At 68.2% G+C, this 17,728-nt stretch carries 18 protein-coding genes; 3 read left to right on the top strand and 15 right to left on the bottom strand.

Annotated elements, in window-relative coordinates; all coding sequences use genetic code 11:
- The gene (gene miaA, locus H5393_RS03925) at nt 1-918 is read right to left on the bottom strand and encodes a tRNA (adenosine(37)-N6)-dimethylallyltransferase MiaA (protein ID WP_370585918.1); all 918 of its coding nucleotides are present in this window, start codon (nt 916-918) and stop codon (nt 1-3) included.
- 84 nt (nt 919-1,002) lie between these two features.
- On the opposite strand from miaA, the gene H5393_RS03920 reads away from it, so the two are divergent.
- Nucleotides 1,003-1,227: an antitoxin gene (locus H5393_RS03920; RefSeq protein ID WP_182765530.1), complete on the top strand. Its 225-nt coding sequence runs from the start codon at nt 1,003-1,005 to the stop codon at nt 1,225-1,227.
- Here the strand turns inward: H5393_RS03920 and miaB are convergent, their stop codons facing one another.
- Complete coding sequence (gene miaB / locus H5393_RS03915; protein WP_182765529.1) at nt 1,228-2,721, bottom strand: tRNA (N6-isopentenyl adenosine(37)-C2)-methylthiotransferase MiaB; 1,494 nt, start codon at nt 2,719-2,721, stop codon at nt 1,228-1,230.
- 33 nt (nt 2,722-2,754) lie between these two features.
- On the opposite strand from miaB, the gene H5393_RS03910 reads away from it, so the two are divergent.
- The gene (locus H5393_RS03910; RefSeq protein WP_182765528.1) at nt 2,755-3,639 is read left to right on the top strand and encodes an aldose 1-epimerase family protein; all 885 of its coding nucleotides are present in this window, start codon (nt 2,755-2,757) and stop codon (nt 3,637-3,639) included.
- On the opposite strand, the gene rny is transcribed toward H5393_RS03910, so the two are convergent.
- The 4 genes from rny to H5393_RS03890 form a co-directional block, all read right to left on the bottom strand.
- A complete protein-coding gene (gene rny, locus H5393_RS03905) occupies nt 3,640-5,214 on the bottom strand; it encodes a ribonuclease Y (RefSeq protein WP_182765527.1) in 1,575 nt (524 codons plus the stop codon).
- A 210-nt stretch (nt 5,215-5,424) separates the two neighbouring features.
- Nucleotides 5,425-5,958, bottom strand: a complete 534-nt coding sequence (locus tag H5393_RS03900) for a regulatory protein RecX (RefSeq protein WP_182765526.1) — start codon at nt 5,956-5,958, stop codon at nt 5,425-5,427.
- Nucleotides 5,948-6,994: a recombinase RecA gene (recA, locus tag H5393_RS03895; protein WP_076059417.1), complete on the bottom strand. Its 1,047-nt coding sequence runs from the start codon at nt 6,992-6,994 to the stop codon at nt 5,948-5,950. Before recA ends, H5393_RS03900 begins: the two co-directional genes overlap by 11 nt.
- Before the next feature lie 158 nt (nt 6,995-7,152).
- Nucleotides 7,153-7,347 carry a DUF3046 domain-containing protein gene (locus H5393_RS03890; RefSeq protein WP_182765525.1) on the bottom strand — a complete coding sequence of 65 codons (195 nt, stop codon included), beginning with the start codon at nt 7,345-7,347 and terminating at the stop codon, nt 7,153-7,155.
- Between the two features lie 202 nt (nt 7,348-7,549).
- Here H5393_RS03890 and H5393_RS03885 point away from each other — a divergent pair, with 202 nt between their 5' ends.
- The gene (locus tag H5393_RS03885) at nt 7,550-8,311 is read left to right on the top strand and encodes a DeoR/GlpR family DNA-binding transcription regulator (RefSeq protein WP_182765788.1); all 762 of its coding nucleotides are present in this window, start codon (nt 7,550-7,552) and stop codon (nt 8,309-8,311) included.
- Between the two features lie 4 nt (nt 8,312-8,315).
- Here the strand turns inward: H5393_RS03885 and H5393_RS03880 are convergent, their stop codons facing one another.
- The 9 genes from H5393_RS03880 to rarD form a co-directional block, all read right to left on the bottom strand.
- Nucleotides 8,316-8,591, bottom strand: a complete 276-nt coding sequence (locus tag H5393_RS03880) for a helix-turn-helix domain-containing protein (RefSeq protein ID WP_245243933.1) — start codon at nt 8,589-8,591, stop codon at nt 8,316-8,318.
- Nucleotides 8,592-8,695: 104 nt separating this feature from the next.
- Nucleotides 8,696-9,175 carry a CinA family protein gene (locus tag H5393_RS03875; protein WP_182765524.1) on the bottom strand — a complete coding sequence of 160 codons (480 nt, stop codon included), beginning with the start codon at nt 9,173-9,175 and terminating at the stop codon, nt 8,696-8,698.
- A gap of 18 nt (nt 9,176-9,193) precedes the next feature.
- On the bottom strand, nt 9,194-9,811 hold the full coding sequence (gene pgsA, locus H5393_RS03870; protein ID WP_245243935.1) for a CDP-diacylglycerol--glycerol-3-phosphate 3-phosphatidyltransferase: 618 nt from the start codon (nt 9,809-9,811) through the stop codon (nt 9,194-9,196).
- Entirely contained in the window at nt 9,808-11,193 is a 1,386-nt protein-coding gene (rimO, locus tag H5393_RS03865) for a 30S ribosomal protein S12 methylthiotransferase RimO (RefSeq protein WP_182765523.1), read from the bottom strand. Before rimO ends, pgsA begins: the two co-directional genes overlap by 4 nt.
- 21 nt (nt 11,194-11,214) lie before the next feature.
- On the bottom strand, nt 11,215-13,506 hold the full coding sequence (locus H5393_RS03860; protein WP_182763692.1) for a DNA translocase FtsK: 2,292 nt from the start codon (nt 13,504-13,506) through the stop codon (nt 11,215-11,217).
- Between the two features lie 340 nt (nt 13,507-13,846).
- A complete protein-coding gene (locus H5393_RS03855) occupies nt 13,847-14,770 on the bottom strand; it encodes a thiamine-phosphate kinase (RefSeq protein WP_182763581.1) in 924 nt (307 codons plus the stop codon).
- The gene (locus tag H5393_RS03850) at nt 14,767-15,879 is read right to left on the bottom strand and encodes a D-alanine--D-alanine ligase family protein (RefSeq protein ID WP_182765522.1); all 1,113 of its coding nucleotides are present in this window, start codon (nt 15,877-15,879) and stop codon (nt 14,767-14,769) included. The genes H5393_RS03855 and H5393_RS03850 overlap by 4 nt, the downstream gene beginning before the upstream one ends.
- A gap of 8 nt (nt 15,880-15,887) precedes the next feature.
- Nucleotides 15,888-16,691: a 1-acyl-sn-glycerol-3-phosphate acyltransferase gene (locus H5393_RS03845; RefSeq protein WP_182763583.1), complete on the bottom strand. Its 804-nt coding sequence runs from the start codon at nt 16,689-16,691 to the stop codon at nt 15,888-15,890.
- Between the two features lie 93 nt (nt 16,692-16,784).
- Entirely contained in the window at nt 16,785-17,672 is an 888-nt protein-coding gene (gene rarD / locus H5393_RS03840; RefSeq protein ID WP_182765521.1) for an EamA family transporter RarD, read from the bottom strand.
- Between the last annotated feature and the right edge of the window lie 56 nt (nt 17,673-17,728).

Below are 17,728 nucleotides of genomic sequence, written 5' to 3'. Positions count from 1 at the left end.
TCACAAGTCTATCCCTGTGAGCACGCTTTGGACCGCCGTCGGGGAGGTTGCGTCCAGCCATGTGATGCGGGGGTCGCGCCGGTACCAACCGAGTTGGCGACGGAAGAACCGCCTGGTGGCCCGCTGCACCTCACCGCGGGCCTCCGCTTCGGTGAGTTCGCCGTCGAGGAAGGCGACCACCTGCCGGTAGCCGATCGCCCGGATCGCGGTGACGCCCTCACGCAGGCCCCGCGCCAGGAGGGCCGTGACCTCCTCAACGAGGCCCTGTTCCCACATCTGTTCGACGCGCAGGTCGATCCGCCGGTCCAGCTCCGCCCGGTCCAGGTTCAGCCCGAACTGGTGCACGTCTTCCAGTTCGTAGGTCCACTCGGGGATGACGGGGGCGTGGCCCCCTGTCAGCTCGAGCACCTCGAGGGCCCGGACGATCCGGCGGCCGTTGGCGGGCTCGATGGCGGCCGCCGACTCAGGCGCCAGTTCGGCGAGCCGACGGTGCAGCGCATGCGGCCCGCCCTGGTCGAGTTCCTGCTCCCAACGCGCCCGGACGGCCGCGTCCGAGGCCGGGAACTCGAAGCGGTCGGTGATCGCACGGGTGTAGAGCGCCGAGCCGCCCACCAGGATCGGGATGACCCCCCTGGCCCGCAGGTCGGCGATCGTGGCGCGGGCGAGCCGCTGGAAGTCTGCCACCGACGCCCGTTCGGTGACCTCCGTGATGTCGATCAGGTGGTGGGGCACCCCGCGCCGCTCCTCGACGGTGGGCTTGGCCGTGCCGATGTCCATCCCCCGGTAGACGAGCATCGAGTCTGCGTTCACCACTTCGGCGGGATGGCCGCGCTCTGCCAACGCCAGCGCGAGATCGACCGCGAGGCCCGATTTGCCTGTGGCCGTGGGGCCGACGAGAACGATCAAGGGAAGGGACACGCTACCAGTGTGCCAAACACCTTCCGTGCTGGCCTCTCGGCTGTGCATGATGGGGACCTCACCCCACCACCCGAAGGACATGACATGGGACTCTTCGACAACCTCGATGACCTGGCCAAGCAGCACGAGACGCAGATCGAGGAGGGCATCGAGCGGGCCGGCGACTTCGTCGACGACAAGACCGACGGCAAGTACGCCGGTCACGTGGACAAGGCGCAGGACTTCGGCAACGACCAGCTCGACAAGCTCACGGGCGACCAGCCCGAGCGCCCGGCCGATCAGCCCAGGCGCCCAGCCGACCAGCCCTGATCAGTTGCAGCCGGTGGCGGCGGGCAGCGGCGCGGGCTTCTCCAACGTGGGCATGCCCAGCCCGACGCCCGCCGGCCTGGCGCCTCCCTGCGCCGCCTCCCACGCGTCCCCTCCGCGGGTACGCCTGAGGTTGGTGGGCAGGAGGTCCGAGTTCAGGTGGTGCGGCGCCGCATGCGTGATCGACACCGTGGCGATGTCGCCCGGCCGGGGCCGCAGCGCCGGGTCCTCCGGAACCACCACGTGGACCAGGCGGTTGTCCCGCGCCCGGCCGCTCATGCGGTGGGTCTCGGCATCCTTGCGGCCCTCACCGGTGGCGAACATGACCTCGATCTCCTGGCCGGCGAACGTCTTGTTCTCCTCCCAGGCCAGGTCATTGACCAGGTCGACGAGGCGCAGGTAGCGCTCCTGCACGATCTCCTTCGGCACCTGGTCAGGCATGGTGGCCGCAGGCGTGCCGGGGCGGATCGAGTACTGGAAGGTGAAGGCGGCGGAGAACCGCGAGCGACGCACGACGTCCATCGTCGCCTGGAAGTCCTCTTCGGTCTCGCCGGGGAATCCCACGATGATGTCGGTGGTGATGGCGGCGTGCGGCATGGCCGTCCTGACCCTGTCGAGGATGCCCAGGTAGCGCTCCGCCCGGTAGGAGCGACGCATCGACTTCAGGATCCGGTCCGAGCCGGACTGCAGCGGCATGTGGAGCTGGGGCATCACGTTGTGCGTCTCGGCCATGGCCTCGATCACGTCGTCGGTGAAGTCCTTGGGGTGGGGTGAGGTGAAGCGCACGCGCTCCAGCCCGTCGACGGTGCCGCAGGCCCGCAGCAGCTTCGCGAAGGCCTGCCTGTCGCCGAATTCCACGCCGTAGGCGTTGACGTTCTGGCCCAGCAGGGTGATCTCCTGGACGCCCTGACTGACCAGCATCTCGATCTCCGCGAGGATGTCGCCCGGGCGGCGGTCGGTCTCCTTGCCGCGCAGGGCCGGCACGATGCAGAAGGTGCAGGTGTTGTTACAGCCCACGGAGACCGACACCCAGGCCGAGTAGGGCGATTCACGGCGCGTCGGGAGGTTGCTGGGGAATGTCTCGAGGGCTTCCTTGATCTCGATCTGCGCCTCGCGCTCCACCCGGGCCCGCTCCAGCAGCCTGGGGAGGGAACCGACGTTGTGCGTACCGAAGACGACGTCCACCCACGGCGCCTTCTTCAGGATGGTGTCGCGGTCCTTCTGCGCCATGCAGCCGCCCACGGCGATCTGCAGCCCGGGGTGGACGGCTTTGATGCTGGCCATGTGGCCGAGGTTGCCGTAGAGGCGGTTGTCTGCGTTCTCGCGCACGGCGCACGTGTTGAACACCACGACGTCGGCACCTGCACCGAGCGCGTCGTTGCCCGGCGCGGCGCGGTGCATCCCGGCCTCCTCGAGCAGGCCGCTGATGCGTTCGGAGTCGTGGACGTTCATCTGACACCCGTAGGTGATGACGTGATATGTGCGCGGATCAGTCATAGCCCGACCATGTTACCCATTAGGGTTCGAGACATGAACATCCTGCCTACCGGCCAACAATTCCTCATCGAGTCCGGGCCGTACACCGCGGTCGTGACCGAGGTGGGCTCGACGCTGCGCAGCCTCACCCGCGACGGTGTGGAGTTGCTGCACACGTTCCCTGAGGACGGGTCGCCGAGTTCCTCCATGGGCCGCCAGTTGGTGCCGTGGCCCAACCGCATCCGCGACGGCCGCTACACGTTCAACGGGGTGGAGCAGCAGCTCCCGATCAGCGAGGTGCCGCGGAACAATGCCATTCACGGCCTGGGGTCTGACCATGCGTGGCGGCTCCTGAGCCACGACCCCGACGAGGTGGTGTTGACCACCGTCATCTACCCGCAGTCCGGATGGGACGGCGTGCTGGAGGTCGAGATCAGTCACGCGCTGGACGACGGCGGGCTCACCGTCACGGTGACGGCGCGCAATGCGGGGCAGGAGGCGCTCCCCTACGGCTACGGCACCCACCCGTACCTGGCCGTCGACACCACCGCCGTGCTCACCTCGCCGTTCCCCTATGAACTGGCCGTCGACGACCGGCTGCTCCCGGTGGAACTGACCGACGTGACCGCTGAGCACGACTTCCGGGAGCCCCGGGAGATCGGCAGCACGGAGTTCGACAGCGCGTTCCGGATCGACGAGGGACCATGGGAGCTGACGGTGGCCGACGGCACCCGCACGGTCGCCATGTGGGCCGACGCGACGCTTCCGTGGTGCCAGATCTACGTGCCCCCGACGCGCAACGCGATCGCCGTGGAGCCGATGACGTGCGCGGCCGACGCGTTCAACGAAGGCCCCACCCACGAATCGCTCATCGTGCTGCAGCCCGGCGCCGAGACGTCGTCGCGTTGGGGCATCCGGGTGGACGCCGTCGAGAACTGATCAGTGGGCGGTCTCCGTGGCGCGGGACTCCCGCACCACGGTGATCCGGATCTGTCCCGGGTAGCTCAGGGTCTTCTCGACCTCTGCGGCGATGTCGCGGGCCAGCGCGTGCGCCCCGGCGTCGTCGATGTGGTCCGGTGAGACCATGACGCGCACCTCGCGCCCGGCCTGCATGGCGTAGGCGCGCACCACGCCTTCGTGTTTCGTGGCGATGTGCTCGAGGTTCTCCATCCGCTCGACGTAGGCCTCGAGCGACTCGCGCCGGGCACCCGGACGGGAGCCGGAGATGGCGTCGGCGGCCTGCGTAAGCACCGCTTCAACCGTGCGCGGCTCGACCTCGTTGTGGTGCGCCTCCACCGCATGAGCGATGTCCTCGTGCTCGCCGTACTTGCGCAGCAACTCCGCCCCGATGATGGCGTGCGGACCCTCCACCTCATGGGTGAGCGCCTTGCCGATGTCGTGCAGGAAGGCGGCCCGCTTGCAGACCGTCACGCTGAGCCCCAACTCCGCCGCCATCACGCCTGCGAGATGGGCACACTCGACGAGGTGCCGCAGCACGTTCTGCCCATAAGAGGTGCGGAACGCCAGCGCCCCGACGATGGGCACCAGATCAGGGTGCAGGTCCACGATGCCCACCTCTGCCAGGGCGTCCTCGCCGGCGCGCAGCACGCGGTCGTTGATGCGGCGCAGGCTGCGCTCGTGCACCTCTTCGATGCGGGCGGGATGGATCCGCCCGTCGGCGATGAGGTCGACGAGCGTGAGGCGCGCGGTTTCGCGGCGCACCGGGTCGAAGCTGCTGAGGAGCACGGATTCGGGGGTGTCGTCGATGAGGACGTTGACTCCCGTGATCTGTTCGAAAGCGCGGATGTTGCGCCCTTCACGGCCGATGATGCGGCCCTTCATGTCATCGCTGGGCAGGTCCACCGTGCTGACCACGGACTCCGACGTCTGCTCTGAGGCGACCCGCTGGATGGCGGTGGTGATGACGCGCCGGGCGATCTGGTCCGCCTCGCGCTTCGCCGTCGCCTCGATGTCGCGGGCGATGGAGGTGGCGGTCAGTTTGGCCTGCTTCTCCGCCGCCGCCAAGACCTCCTTGCGGGCTTCCTCTACCGACAGCCCTGCAATACGTTCGAGTTCGAGGGCAAGCCGCTCCTCCTGCGCCTGGAGCTCCTCCCGCTGCTCCCGCAGCTGGATCCGCTGGGCATCCAGCCTCTCAGCGCGCGCGACAAGGCCCTCGGCCTCAGCCGAGAGGCGGTCCTCGCGCTCATGGAGGCGGGATTCACGACGCTCCTGCGCCGCCCTCGCCTCCCGCAACTCCTGGCGCTGCCCCGTGAGCACGGCTTCCATCTCTCCTCGACGCCGCTCAGCGTCCTCGAGAGCTTCGCGGGCGCGCTCCTCGATGACGCTCGCCGCGGCCTGGGCTGTGGCACGCACGGAGGCCACATCGTCCTTGGACCGGCGCTCCCACGAAAGTCGCTCCGCGGTGGCTTCGGCCGTTCGGCGCCGCAGGAGAAGGCCCAACATGATGAGCCCGACCAACGCGGCTCCTGCAATGATCCAACCGAGCTCGGGCACGGCGCCTCCTCATATCCGGACAGTCCGGCCACGGCACCGCACAAGGTGGTTGGCAACAATGTCGCTAGGGACGACAAGCCCCTGCGGCCAGAAGGCCGCAGCGGCAAAAGTCGAATGTCATCTTCTAGGTGTTGTCAGTGAAGTTTCAGGTTTCAATGCCCCAGCCAGGCCGGGGCGGTTCATGCGGGGCCAAGGGCCTTGCCGACGAGCCTATTGCTCACCTGTGGAAAACTCAACCGGTTCGTCGTCCCAGCCCTTGCCCAGCACCTCTTCGAGCACACCGCTGACGATGCCACCGGAGAAGCCCCTGCGGGCCAGCACACCGGCCAACCGGCGGCGCGCGACATGCCGTTCGAGCCCCGCCAGCGAGCGCACCCTACGGCGGGCCAACGTCAGCGCCGCGTCACGCTCGTCCTCCGGGTCCAGTTGGGCCAGTACCTCGTCGGTGATCTCGCGGTCTATGCCCTTGGCCTGCAGTTCCTGCCGGATGCGGACCCTCCCCCGCAGCCCGAACTCCGCGCGCGTCAAGGTGAGCGACTGAGCGAAGGCCGCGTCGTCGATGAGCCCCACCTCGGTGAAGCGCTCGATGATCTCGTCTGCGACGTCGGCAGGGACGTTGCGCCGCTTCATGACGGTACGCAACTCCTGCTCCGAGCGTGCCCGTGTGGCCAACTGGTCGAGCGCGATCTTGCGGGCCACCTCCACCTGGGTGGCCCGCTCCTCCGCACTGCGATCAGAAGTCAACTTCTCCGGTCTCCGGGTTCACGCCTTCCGGCACCGCCTCCTTGTCGATGCCGAGGTGGACGCGGATGCGACGCTCGATGTCGTTGGCGACCTCGGGGTTGTTCTTGAGGAAGGTGCGGGCGTTCTCCTTGCCCTGGCCCAGCTGATCCGACTCGTAGGTGAACCAGGCGCCGGCCTTACGCACGATGCCGGCATCCACGCCCATGTCGATCAGCGAGCCCTCGCGAGAGATGCCCTGGCCGTAGATGATGTCGAACTCGGCCTGCTTGAAGGGCGGGGCCACCTTGTTTTTGACCACCTTGACGCGGGTGCGGTTGCCCACCATCTCCGTGCCGTCCTTCAGTGTCTCGATGCGGCGTACATCCAGGCGGACCGAGGAGTAGAACTTCAGCGCGCGACCACCCGTGGTGGTTTCGGGGCTGCCGAACATCACGCCGATCTTCTCGCGGAGTTGGTTGATGAAGATGGCCGTGGTGTTGGAAGTCTTGAGCGCACCGGTCATCTTTCGCAGCGCCTGCGACATGAGGCGGGCCTGCAGACCTACGTGCGAATCGCCCATCTCGCCTTCAATCTCGGCGCGGGGCGTCAGCGCGGCGACGGAGTCGATGACGACGAGGGAGAGGGCTCCCGAGCGCACCAGCGTGTCGGCGATCTCCAGAGCCTGTTCGCCGTTGTCCGGTTGCGAGACAAGCAGCTCGTCGGTGTCGACTCCGAGCTTCTGGGCGTAATCAGGGTCCAGCGCGTGCTCCGCGTCGATGAAGGCGCAGATCCCGCCGTCGCGCTGGGCGTTGGCGATGGCGTGCAGCGCGACGGTGGTCTTGCCGCTCGACTCCGGCCCGTAGATCTCGACGACGCGGCCACGGGGCAGCCCGCCGATGCCGAGCGCCACATCCAGCGCGACGGAGCCGGTGGGGATCACGTCGATGGGCTGGCGATTGTCCTCGCCCAGCTTCATGACGGAGCCCTTGCCATGGGCCTTCTCGATCTGGGCGAGCGCCGCCTCCAGCGCCTTGTTACGGTCCGATGAGGCCATCAGGATTTCCTTCCAGGAACCGGCTGATGCCGGAGGTTTCGATGTCGCTGTCACTGTAGGTAGCGGGCCCGACAATTTTCGACGAGCCGGTTCCGCTGTGGACAACCGCCGAATTCAAGATAGGCGAACAGGCGTTCTAATGCGAACCGACACGCCGCGTCTCAGCGTAGTCGCGCGGGCAGTTCCAGTTGTCGCCAGACGGCGCGCCAGATCGTCTTGCAGGGGATTCCTGTGGCGAGGGCTTCGTGGACCGTGCGACCCCCCAGATCCTCGAGGACGACGGACTCCGCCCAGCTCGCGGCATATCCAGCGGGCAGAGCGTCGTTCATTCGTTCCCAGAGTTCAGCTTCGCGCACGCGCCAACGGTACACGCAGCGCGATGATGGGCATTCGCGCAGGTTCTTGTGTCAAAACTGGCCCCGCTGCGCACTGGAAGTGAGCAAGGGCTAGAATCTCGCTCAACATTTGTGCGTATGTTGCACAACAGGCCACTTAGGCGCAAAGGAGCCCCCACGGATGAATGCACCCGGCACGCCCTCCCATAAGCGATCGGACCGGATGGTCGCGCTTTTGGCACTTCTGACGGAGCAGGGCCAGCTGCCACTGTCCTATCTGGCGGACCAACTGGGGGCGTCGGCCGCAACGATCCGACGCGACGTCGCTCTCCTGGCGACCCAGGGCCTCCTCGAGCGGACCCACGGCGGCGCCCGGCCCATGAAGGGCAACAGGGAACTGCCGGTGCGGCTGCGCGACGGCCGGAACCAGGACGCAAAGCGCAGGATCGCCCGGACAGTGGCCGGCATCATCCCCGCCGGCAAGCACGCCATCGGGCTGACAGGCGGAACCACAACAGCCGAGGTGCTGCGCGCCCTCAGGCACCGCGAGGACCTGACGATCATCACGAACTCACTCAGCATCGGCCTCGAGGCGGCGGAGCAGGGCCAGGCCCGCGTCCTGATCGCCGGCGGCGTGCTGCGCTCCAGCTCGTTGGAACTGGTCGGTTCGCTGGCCGAATCAACCATGAAACTGGTCAACGTCGGCACAGCGGTGGTGGGCGCCGACGGTGTCAGCGCGACCGGGGGCCTGACGACGCACGATGAGATCGAGGCCCGCACCAACCTTGCCATGATCGAGCGGGCCCAGCGCGTCATCGTCGCGATCGACTCGACGAAGATCGGTCACACCACCCTGGCCAAGGTGGCGGACATCAAGGACATCCACGTGCTTGTGACAGACGCCGGGGCCCCGGAGGCTGAACTTCAGCGGATCCGGGACGCCGGCGTCGAGGTGCACGTTGTGGAGGGGCCGCGTCACCGCTGACGGGTCAGGCGGCGACCGCCACCCGGGGCATGCGCTGGGCCTCGAGGGTGGCGAGCTTGCCACTGATGGAGATCATCAGATCTGACAGGGACACATCGAGCGCGGATGCGATGGCGAAGAGCACTTCGCTGGAGGCTTCCTTGTGACCGCGCTCAATCTCCGAGAGGTAGCCGAGCGAAACCATGCTGGCCATGGAGACCTCTCGCAGGGTCATGCCGGCGCGCATCCGGAGTTCCCGGAGTGTCTCGCCCATCACCTTACGAATCAGAATCGTCTTCACGGCTGTTTCCTATCTGACCACGGGCCGAGTGCCCGCTGTCGATAGGTCCAACCGCGAAGGTGGGCGGTTTGTTCCCGATCAGCGAAAAGTTTCTCCAGGTTCGTCTAGAGAACCCTCAGCAACATCTCGAACGCGTGCTCCGTGGCCGCACGTCGGACGGCCTCCCGGTCCCCGTCGAAGGTACGCAGTTCGGTGTACTGCGGCGGGGACGACATGCCCACCCGTGGGCCCACCACGGCGAACCAGACGGTGCCGACCTTGACGCCGTCCGTCTCCGTGGGGCCGGCGACCCCGGTGGTGGCGACTGCCCAATCCGAGTCACAGCGGCGTTGCGCACCGAGCGCCATCTGCAACGCGGTCAGTTCGTTGACCACGCCCTCGCGCTCGATCAACTGCTCGTCGACGCCGGCCAGGTGGTGCTTCAGGTCTCGCGCATAGGTGATCAATCCACCCCGGTACACCTGGGAGGCCCCGGGCACTGAGGTCAGTTCGGCCCCGATGCCGCCACCGGTCACGGATTCGCACGTGGCCAGGGTGACCGAGCGGTGGGTGAGCTTCTTGATCAGTTCGGCGGCCAGCGTCATGCCCGCAAGGCTACCTGCTCACGCCTGCTGGGCGCGGCCCTTCCGGCGGATGACCCAGGCGTGCCGCAGGTAGTCGAAGCCGGTGACGACGGTGAGGAGGAGCGCCGCAATCATCAGCACCCAACCGAGGACGGCGACCGGACCGGGAAGCATCTCCAAACCGAGGCTGAAGATGATCAGCGCGAAGGTCTGGGTGAGCGTCTTCAGCTTCCCGCCCTTGTTCGCGGCCATGATCCCGTACTTGGCGATGGCCGCGCGCACCCAGGTGATCCCCCATTCGCGCACGAGGATGATGATGGTGAAGTACCACGGCAGTTCGCCCAGGATGCTCAGGGAGACGAAGGCCGCGCCTGTCAGCGCCTTGTCCGCCACCGGGTCCCAGAGTTTGCCGAAGTCTGTCACGAGGTTGTACTTGCGGGCGATGTGCCCGTCGGCCAGGTCCGTGAGCATCGCCACGACGAACACGATGGTGGCCCAGAGCCGCCAGGTGAAGTCCTGCGGACCGATGAAGAGGAAGGCCACGTACACCGGCACCAGGAGGATCCGGATGACCGTGAGGATGTTCGGGATGTTCCAGTTGCTGGCCGCCCCGTCCGACGCCGCACGGCGGGGCCGGCCGCTCACGCTCTCACTCACAGTGCCTCCGCAATCAGATCGATGCCCTCAGAGTCCACGACCCGGGCGGTCACGAGGCTACCGACGGGTGCCCCACGGTCCACAATCACCGCACCGTCCGTCTCAGGAGCCTGGTGTTCGGCCCGGCCGGTTGTTTCGCCGTCCTCGTTGCTTTCGACCAGCACGACGACGGTGTCGCCGATGCGCTCGGCCGCGCGGGCCTCGGCGACATCCACCGCCAGATCGGCGAGCATGGCGCGCCGTTCCTCGATGACGTCCTCAGGAAGGTGGTCCGGCAGCGACACGCCCTCGGTCCCCTCCTCGTCGGAGTAGCCGAAGACGCCCAGCACGTCGAGTTGGGCGGCGATGATGAAGTCGCGCAGCGTCTGCACGTCCTCGTCGGTCTCCCCGGGGAAGCCGGCGATGACATTGCTGCGGATGCCCGCCTCCGGGGCCATGGCGCGGATCCGGCCGATCAGGTCCAGGAAGCTGTCGGGGTCACCGAAGCGGCGCATGCGGCGCAGCACGGCGCGCGACGCGTGCTGGAAGCTCAGGTCGAAGTACGGCACCACCTTGTCGATGCCGAGCATCGACTCGACGAAGCCAGGGCGGATCTCGGCGGGCTGGAGGTAGCTGACGCGGATCCAGTCGAGGCCGTCTACCCGCGAGAGCCGGTCGAGCAACTGCTCGAGCCGCACGTCGGCGCCCATGTCCTTGCCGTAGCTGGAGGTGTTCTCGGAGACCAGGAAGAGTTCCTTGGCACCCTCCTGCACCAGCCAGCGGGCCTCCGCCTCGAGTTCGTCGATGGGCCGGGAGAGGTAGGAGCCGCGGAAGGCTGGAATCGCGCAGAAGGCGCAGCGTCGGTCACACCCGGAGGCGATCTTCAGCGACGCGCTGGGGCCGCCCATCAGACGACGGCGGGCGCCGGGCAACCAGACGTGGCCCGGCACGGCGACCTCGGGTGCTGCCGCAGGGCGGGCAGACGGGGTGAGCGGGAGCAGCTTGCGCCGGTCGCGGGGGACGTGCGAGATGGACTGTTCGCCGTCGAGGATGCCGCGCAGCCGCTCCGCGATGTCGGCGTAGGCGTCGAAGCCCAGGACGGCGTCCGCTTCTGGCAGCTCAGCGGCCAACTCGACGCCGTAGCGCTCAGCCATGCAGCCCACCGCGACGACAGACTTGACCGTGCCGCCATCCTTGAGGTCTGCGGCGGCGAGCAGGGTGTCGATCGAGTCCTTCTTCGCCTGGGCCACGAAGCCGCAGGTGTTGACCACCACCGTCTCTGCCGTCTCCGGGTCGTCGACGAGGGTGAACCCGCCGTGTTCGAGGCGGGCGGCGAGTTCCTCGGAGTCGACGTCGTTGCGAGCGCAGCCGAGGGAGGCGATGTGGACCGAGTGGGTAGTCATGGTGGGCCTAGTATCCCACCATCAGCCGGCGGCGAGGTTGGCGAGGACCTCGTCCAGGTCGTCGGGCTTGACCAGCACCTCGCGGGCCTTGGAACCTTCGGACGGTCCCACCACGCCCCTGCTCTCCAGGATGTCCATCAGGCGGCCGGCCTTCGCGAAGCCGACGCGGAGCTTGCGTTGCAGCATCGACGTGGAGCCGAGCTGCAGTTCGACCACCAGGCGGCAGGCGTCGAGGACGAGGTCCAGGTCGTCGCCGATGTCGTCGACGACCTTCTTGTCGCTCCCCGCCGCGACCGCGACGTCCTCGCGGTAGTTGGGCTGGAGCTGCTGGCTGATGAAGGCCACGACGTCGCGGATCTCGGACTCGTTGACCCAGGCACCCTGGACGCGGATGGGCTTGGAGGAGCCCATGGGCAGGAAGAGCCCGTCGCCCTTGCCGACGAGTTTTTCGGCGCCGGGCTGGTCGAGGATGACGCGGGAGTCCGTCATCGACGACGTGGCGAACGCGAGCCTGGAGGGCACGTTGGCCTTGATCAGGCCGGTCACGACGTCTGTGGACGGGCGCTGTGTTGCCAACACCAGGTGGATGCCTGCGGCGCGGGCCAGCTGGGTGATGCGCACGACGGAGTCTTCCACGTCGCGCGGGGCCACCATCATGAGGTCGGCGAGCTCGTCGACCACCACCAGGAGGTACGGGTAGGGCGTGAGCTTGCGCTCCGAACCGTCGGGGACCTTCACCTGCCCAGCGCGGACGGCCTTGTTGAAGTCGTCGACGTGGCGGAACCCGAAGGCGGCAAGGTCGTCGTAGCGCATGTCCATCTCGCGCACCACCCAGGCGAGCGCCTCGGCGGCCTTCTTCGGGCTGGTGATGATGGGGGTGACCAGGTGCGGGATGCCCTCGTACTGGTTGAGTTCCACGCGCTTGGGGTCGACCAGGAGCAGGCGAACCTCGTCCGGCGTGGCGCGCATCATCACCGAGGTGATCAGCGAGTTGATGAAGCTGGACTTGCCGGAGCCGGTGGCGCCCGCCACCAGAAGGTGGGGCATCTTCGCCATGTTGGCGACCACGAACCCGCCCTCGACGTCCTTGCCGAGCCCGACCGTCATGGGGTGGTGGTCGTTCTTGGCGCGGTTGGAGCGCAGGACGTCGCCGAGCGAGACGACCTCCTTGTCCAGGTTGGGGATCTCGATGCCGATGGCGGACTTGCCGGGGATGGGCGTGAGGATGCGGATCTCGTTGGAGCCGACCGCGTAGGCGATGTTGTCAGCCAGGCCGGTGACCTTGCTGACCTTGATCGCGGAACCCAGCTCGACCTCGTACCGGGTGACCGTGGGGCCGCGGGTGTAGCCGGTGACCCGGGCGTCGATCTCGAACTCGCGCAGCACGGCACCCAGTTGACGCACCACCTTGTCGGACGCCTCCGTGCGCGCCTTGGGCTTGGAGCCCGGCGCGAGCGTCTGGTCGTCCGGGAGCTGGTACATGACGTCGCCGCTCAGCTGGAGTTGCTCGGCCGGGCCGGGGGGCGTGGAATGCTGCGGCGGCTCCGGTTCGCGGGCCTCGGCGTTCTTCGGACGGCCCGGCACCTGCCGGGGTTCCGCCGGCACGGCCGGGACCGGGTCAGGCTCGGCGTAGGAGTCGCCGAGATAGTCGAAGACCTCGGCATCGTAGGAATCCTCGACCTCGGGATCCTCGACCGGGTCGTCGATGAGGGGGCTGTCGTAGGGCACGGCCACGCCGAGCTTGAGCTTGTCCTTCGGCGTGGGGTCGCCGTCGTGTTCGACGAGCGCGCCGAAGAGACGCGAGACGCCGGCGCCCAGTTCGCGGATGGGGCGGCCGATGACCAGCAGCGCTCCGAGCAGCGTCATGACGATGAGCAGCGGCACGGACGCCCAGACCGTGAGCAGGTCCGAGGGGATGGAGGAGGAGACGTAGCCGAGCACGCCGCCGGCCGCGCGGACCGCCTGCATGCCGTCGGTGTTGGGGCGCGGCAGTCCTGCCCCGATGTGCACGAGGCCGAGCGAACCGAGCGTGATGAGGAACCAACCCAGGCCGGTGCGGGGGGCGGCGTCGACGTCGTGCGGGTGCCGCAGGACGCGCCACGCGCCATAGAGCAGCACCGCGGGGACGACCACCGACAGCGAGCCGAAGACGGTACTGACGCCCGTCTGGAGCCACTGGCCGACTGGGCCGTCGAGGTAGAACCAGAAGCGGGCGGCCACCGCGGCGCCGAGCGTGAGGAGCACCAGCCCCCAGCCGTCGCGGCGGAGCTCGGGGGCCACGTCGTCGGAATTGCCCCCGACGCTGCGGGCCATCCAGCCGACGCTGCCCGCGATACCGCGGAAGATCGCGGCGATGCCCCTGCCGATCCCGCCGACGATGGTCACACCGATGCCCGGGCCCTGCTGCTGCGGCTTCGCGGGAGCGGCCTTGCTGGCTGCCGGCCTGCGGGTTTTCGCCGTCGAGGTGGTGGCCCGGGACCGTGTGGAGCCCGAGCTGGAGGTACGTTGCTTGGCACCACCGGAAGAAGACGCGCGCGCCTTGGTGGTGCTTCGCGAAGGGGAAGATCCGCGAGTCGCCATGGTCGTCACCCTAGCTGACGAGGCGGACGTCGCCGTCATCCCACTCCCACGCGCGGCGGGTTTCCCGCCGGTTTCAGCCGAAGTGGTCCCAGCCCATGGAGCCCTCGTACGGCTCGCCGTCGACGGTGATCCCGGTGCCGGCGCTGACCTCGCCGACGCGTACCCAACCCTCTGGAAGGGTCGTACCGAACGGGAAGGTCGCCGCGAGCGCATGATCCTCTCCCCCTGCCAGGATCATGCCGAGGGCGGGCTTGCCGGTGGCGGCGGCCACGCGGGCCACCGGGTCCGGGATGCTCAGCAGACCGGTCACGACGTCGATCGAGACCCCGGAGCCTTCCGAGATGTGCCCGAGGTCTGCGAGCAGCCCGTCGGAGATGTCGATCATGGCGGTGGCCCCCGCCTCAGCGGCGACCCTGCCCTGGCCGTACGGGACGTGGGGTGTCTGGTGCTCCAGGACGGCGTCCTTCGGGGACCCGAAACCGCGCTGCAACGCGATCAGGCCCGCCGCGGAGAGGCCGAGGTTGCCGCGGACGGCGACGATGTCGCCCGGCTGGGCGCCGTTACGGGTGACGGGAGCGCGGCCCATGGTGTCGCCGATCGCCGTGACACAGGCGACGATGTGCTCAGAGCTGGACATGTCACCGCCGATGAGGCTCACCCCGGCGGTGCGGCACTCGGCACGCACGCCTGCCTCGAAGTCGTCGACCCACTTGGGGTCGAGGTCCTTCGGGAACGCGAGGGCCACCACGATGGCCGACGGGCGGCAGCCCATGGCCTCGAGATCCGAGACGTTGACCGCCACGGATTTGCGCCCGACGGCGTGCGCCGGACTCCACTGCTGCTTGAAGTGGACGTTCTCGATGAGGATGTCGGTGCAGACGACGGTGTCGCCCTGGAGGGAGACGACGGCGGCGTCGTCGCCGACGGACAGTTCGACGTCGGAGTTGACCTCGAGGCCCTGGGTGACGCGGGCGATGAGTTCGAATTCGCCGATCATCGCAGCCCCACCGGCCGGGACATCGCCAGGCTGATGAGTTGGTCCACGAGTTCGGGGTACGTCATCCCGCTCTCCTGCCACAGTGTGGGGTACATGGAGATCTCGGTGAAACCGGGCATCGTGTTGACCTCATTGATCCAGGCGCCGTCATTCGTGACGAAGAAATCGGCGCGGACCAGGCCCTCGGCGTCGACGGCGTGGTAGGCCCGCACGGCGAGGGCGCGAAGCCGGGCGGCGAGGTCGTCGTCGAGCTGGGCGGGGGCGTCGAGAGCGGCGCCGTCCTCGTCGAAGTACTTAGCCTCGTAGTCGTAGAAGCCGTCCTCGGCCTGCACGCGGATCTCGCCGACCACGGAGGTGCGGCAGCCGTCCGTGCCGTCGGGGTCGCCGAGGACCGCGACCTCGAGTTCGCGTGCGCCGACGAAGCCCTGCTCCACGACGATCTTCGGATCCCACTTCTGGGCCTCGGCGATGGCGTCGTCGAGCTCGGCGGGATCCGTGATGCGGACGATGCCGATGGAGGAACCACCGCGGGCCGGCTTGATGAACAGGGGGTACTCGAGGCGGTTGATCTCCTCGAGCACGGCCGCTCTGTCGTGGGTGAGGCGGTGGGCGGAGGCGACGACGTAGGGCCACACGGGCAGCCCTGCAGCCTCGAAGGCCACCTTCATGAAGTGCTTGTCCATGCCGACGGCCGAGGCCGTGACGCCTGAACCGACGTAGCGGATCCCCATCATCTCGAACATGCCCTGGAGCGTGCCGTCCTCGCCGAAGGGACCGTGCAGGAGCGCGAAGGCGACATCGATGCGGTGGATGTCGACGAGCTTCTCACCGGACCGGGTGGCGACCTCACAGCCGTCCTCCCCCACCATCCACACCGCGTCGTGCTGCGGCTCGGCGACCTGGGGCGCCTGGCCGTCGACGATGCGATAGGCCTCGATGACCTCGAGCGGCACCTGGGTCCAGCGCCCGGTGCGGGAAATGCCGATGCCGTGGACGTCGTAGCGCCCCTTGTCGATGGCCTTCAGTACCGAGGCGGCCGTCAGGCACGAAATGCCGTGCTCCGACGACTGGCCGCCGAAGATCAGTGCGACCCGGGTGCGTTCACTCACATGTCCTCCTAGTGCGTCGAGGAGTCTACGCGTCTTCCCGCTCGCATGTCCCAACGCCCCTCGGGCGGCTCCTCGCCTCGCAGGTCCGCGACCATCGCGGTCAGCACGTCCAGGAAGTGGTCCGTGACCTGGTCGAGGAGTTCCTTCGGGGCCTCCCCGCCGTCGGGGTTCTGAGCGGCGAAGGCGCTGAGATCAAGGGGTGTACCGGCCTGGATGTGCACGTCCCGGCGACCACCGAAGAGTTTCCTCCATTCGAGGTGTTTGCGACCGAGGATCTGGTCCGCCCCGACCTGGGCGACGGGCATCACGGTGACCCCTGTCTCCAGGGCGAGTTGAGCGGCTCCGCGGCGCCCGGTCATCGGCCACCCGTCGGGGTCCGCGGTGATGGTGCCCTCCGGGTAGATGATCACGCACTTGCCGCGCTCGAGCGCGCGGCGCGCATGGATGAGGGAGTCGCGGGCCTGTTCCGTGTTCCGGTACACGGGGATCTGCTCACACTTGCGGGCGATCCAGCCCAGCACGGGTACCTTCCAGATCTCGGACTTGCCGAGGAAACGGGGCCAGCGGCCGCTGTAGATGAGGTACTCGCCCAACACGATGGGATCGAAGTTGGAGAGGTGGTTCGCCACCACGAGCAGGCCGCCGTCCTGGGGGACGTGGTGCTGACCCGCCCAATGTCGCCTGGCCACCAGCGGGATCACGAGCCGGACGAACCCCAGCACGAGATGCCGGTAGACCCACGGACCGTGCTCGCGGTTGACCTCGCTCAGCGGGAGCCGCCACGGTTTGCGGCGGCGCTCGAGCGTGCTCACGGCGTCACCCTGCGTGCCGGGACGGCGAGCCCGAGAAATGCGGGAGGCAACCAGCGGTGGGACATGCCGCAACTTTAGCCGTGTCGGCGACGGCTAGGGCCGCGGAGCCCTGCGACGCGTGACCACGATGGCGTCCGTGACGAACAACAGGACAGCGACCCAGATCAGGGCGAAACCCGCCCAGCGGCTGGGTGGCATCGGCTCGCCGAAGTACAGCCAGCCCAGGAGGAACTGCCCGATCGGCGCGATGTACTGAAGGATCGCGATGGTCACCATGGAGACGCGGCGCGCCGCGGCAGCGAAGAGCAGCAGCGGGATCGCCGTCACGATGCCGGTGGTGGTCAAGAGCGCGCTGTAGCCGCCGGTGGCCGTCGACTGGCCGGTGACGGCGAGATAGATGAGGAAGCCGATGGCGATGGGTGCCACGGCGCCCGTCTCGATGGCGAGGCCGGGCAGAGCGCCGACGGAGCGCCCGGCGAGCTTCTTGACCAGCGAGTAGGTGCCGAAGGAGGCGGCGAGTGTGAGGGCCGCCCACGGCACCTGGCCGTAGGCGACCACCATGACGATGACGGAGGCCAGGCCGAAGCACATTGCCGTCCACTGGAGCGGACGCAGCCACTCGCCCAGCACCAGGATGCCGAGGCCCGCCACGGCCAGCGGGTTGATGAAGTAGCCCAGCGCCGTCTCGAGGGTGTGGCCCGTGAGCACCGCGAAGACGTAGGTGGACCAGTTGACGACGATCAACACGCCGGCGACGGCCAGCGACAGGACGGTGCGACGATCAGCGAAGGCTTTCTTCAGATGGCGCCACTGCCCGAGGACGGTCAGCAACACGGCGCAGAAGACCAGCGACCAAACTGCCCGGTGGGCCACCACCTCCAGCGCCCCTGAGCGCTCGAACAACACGAAGTAGAGCGGGAACAGGCCCCACAAACCGTAGGCGGCCAGACCATAGCCCAGCCCCTTGTTGGAGTCCGTCATCTCACCTGTCCTTCAACCGGCCGCGTGCGCATCGTCGCACGCCGCCGGCCAGGGAA

It is taken from the genome of Tessaracoccus sp. MC1756, assembly GCF_014164735.1.
GTDB lineage: Bacteria > Actinomycetota > Actinomycetes > Propionibacteriales > Propionibacteriaceae > Arachnia.
The sequence above is the reverse complement of the archived record's forward strand: the minus strand, read 5'-3'. Positions and strand labels throughout refer to the sequence as shown.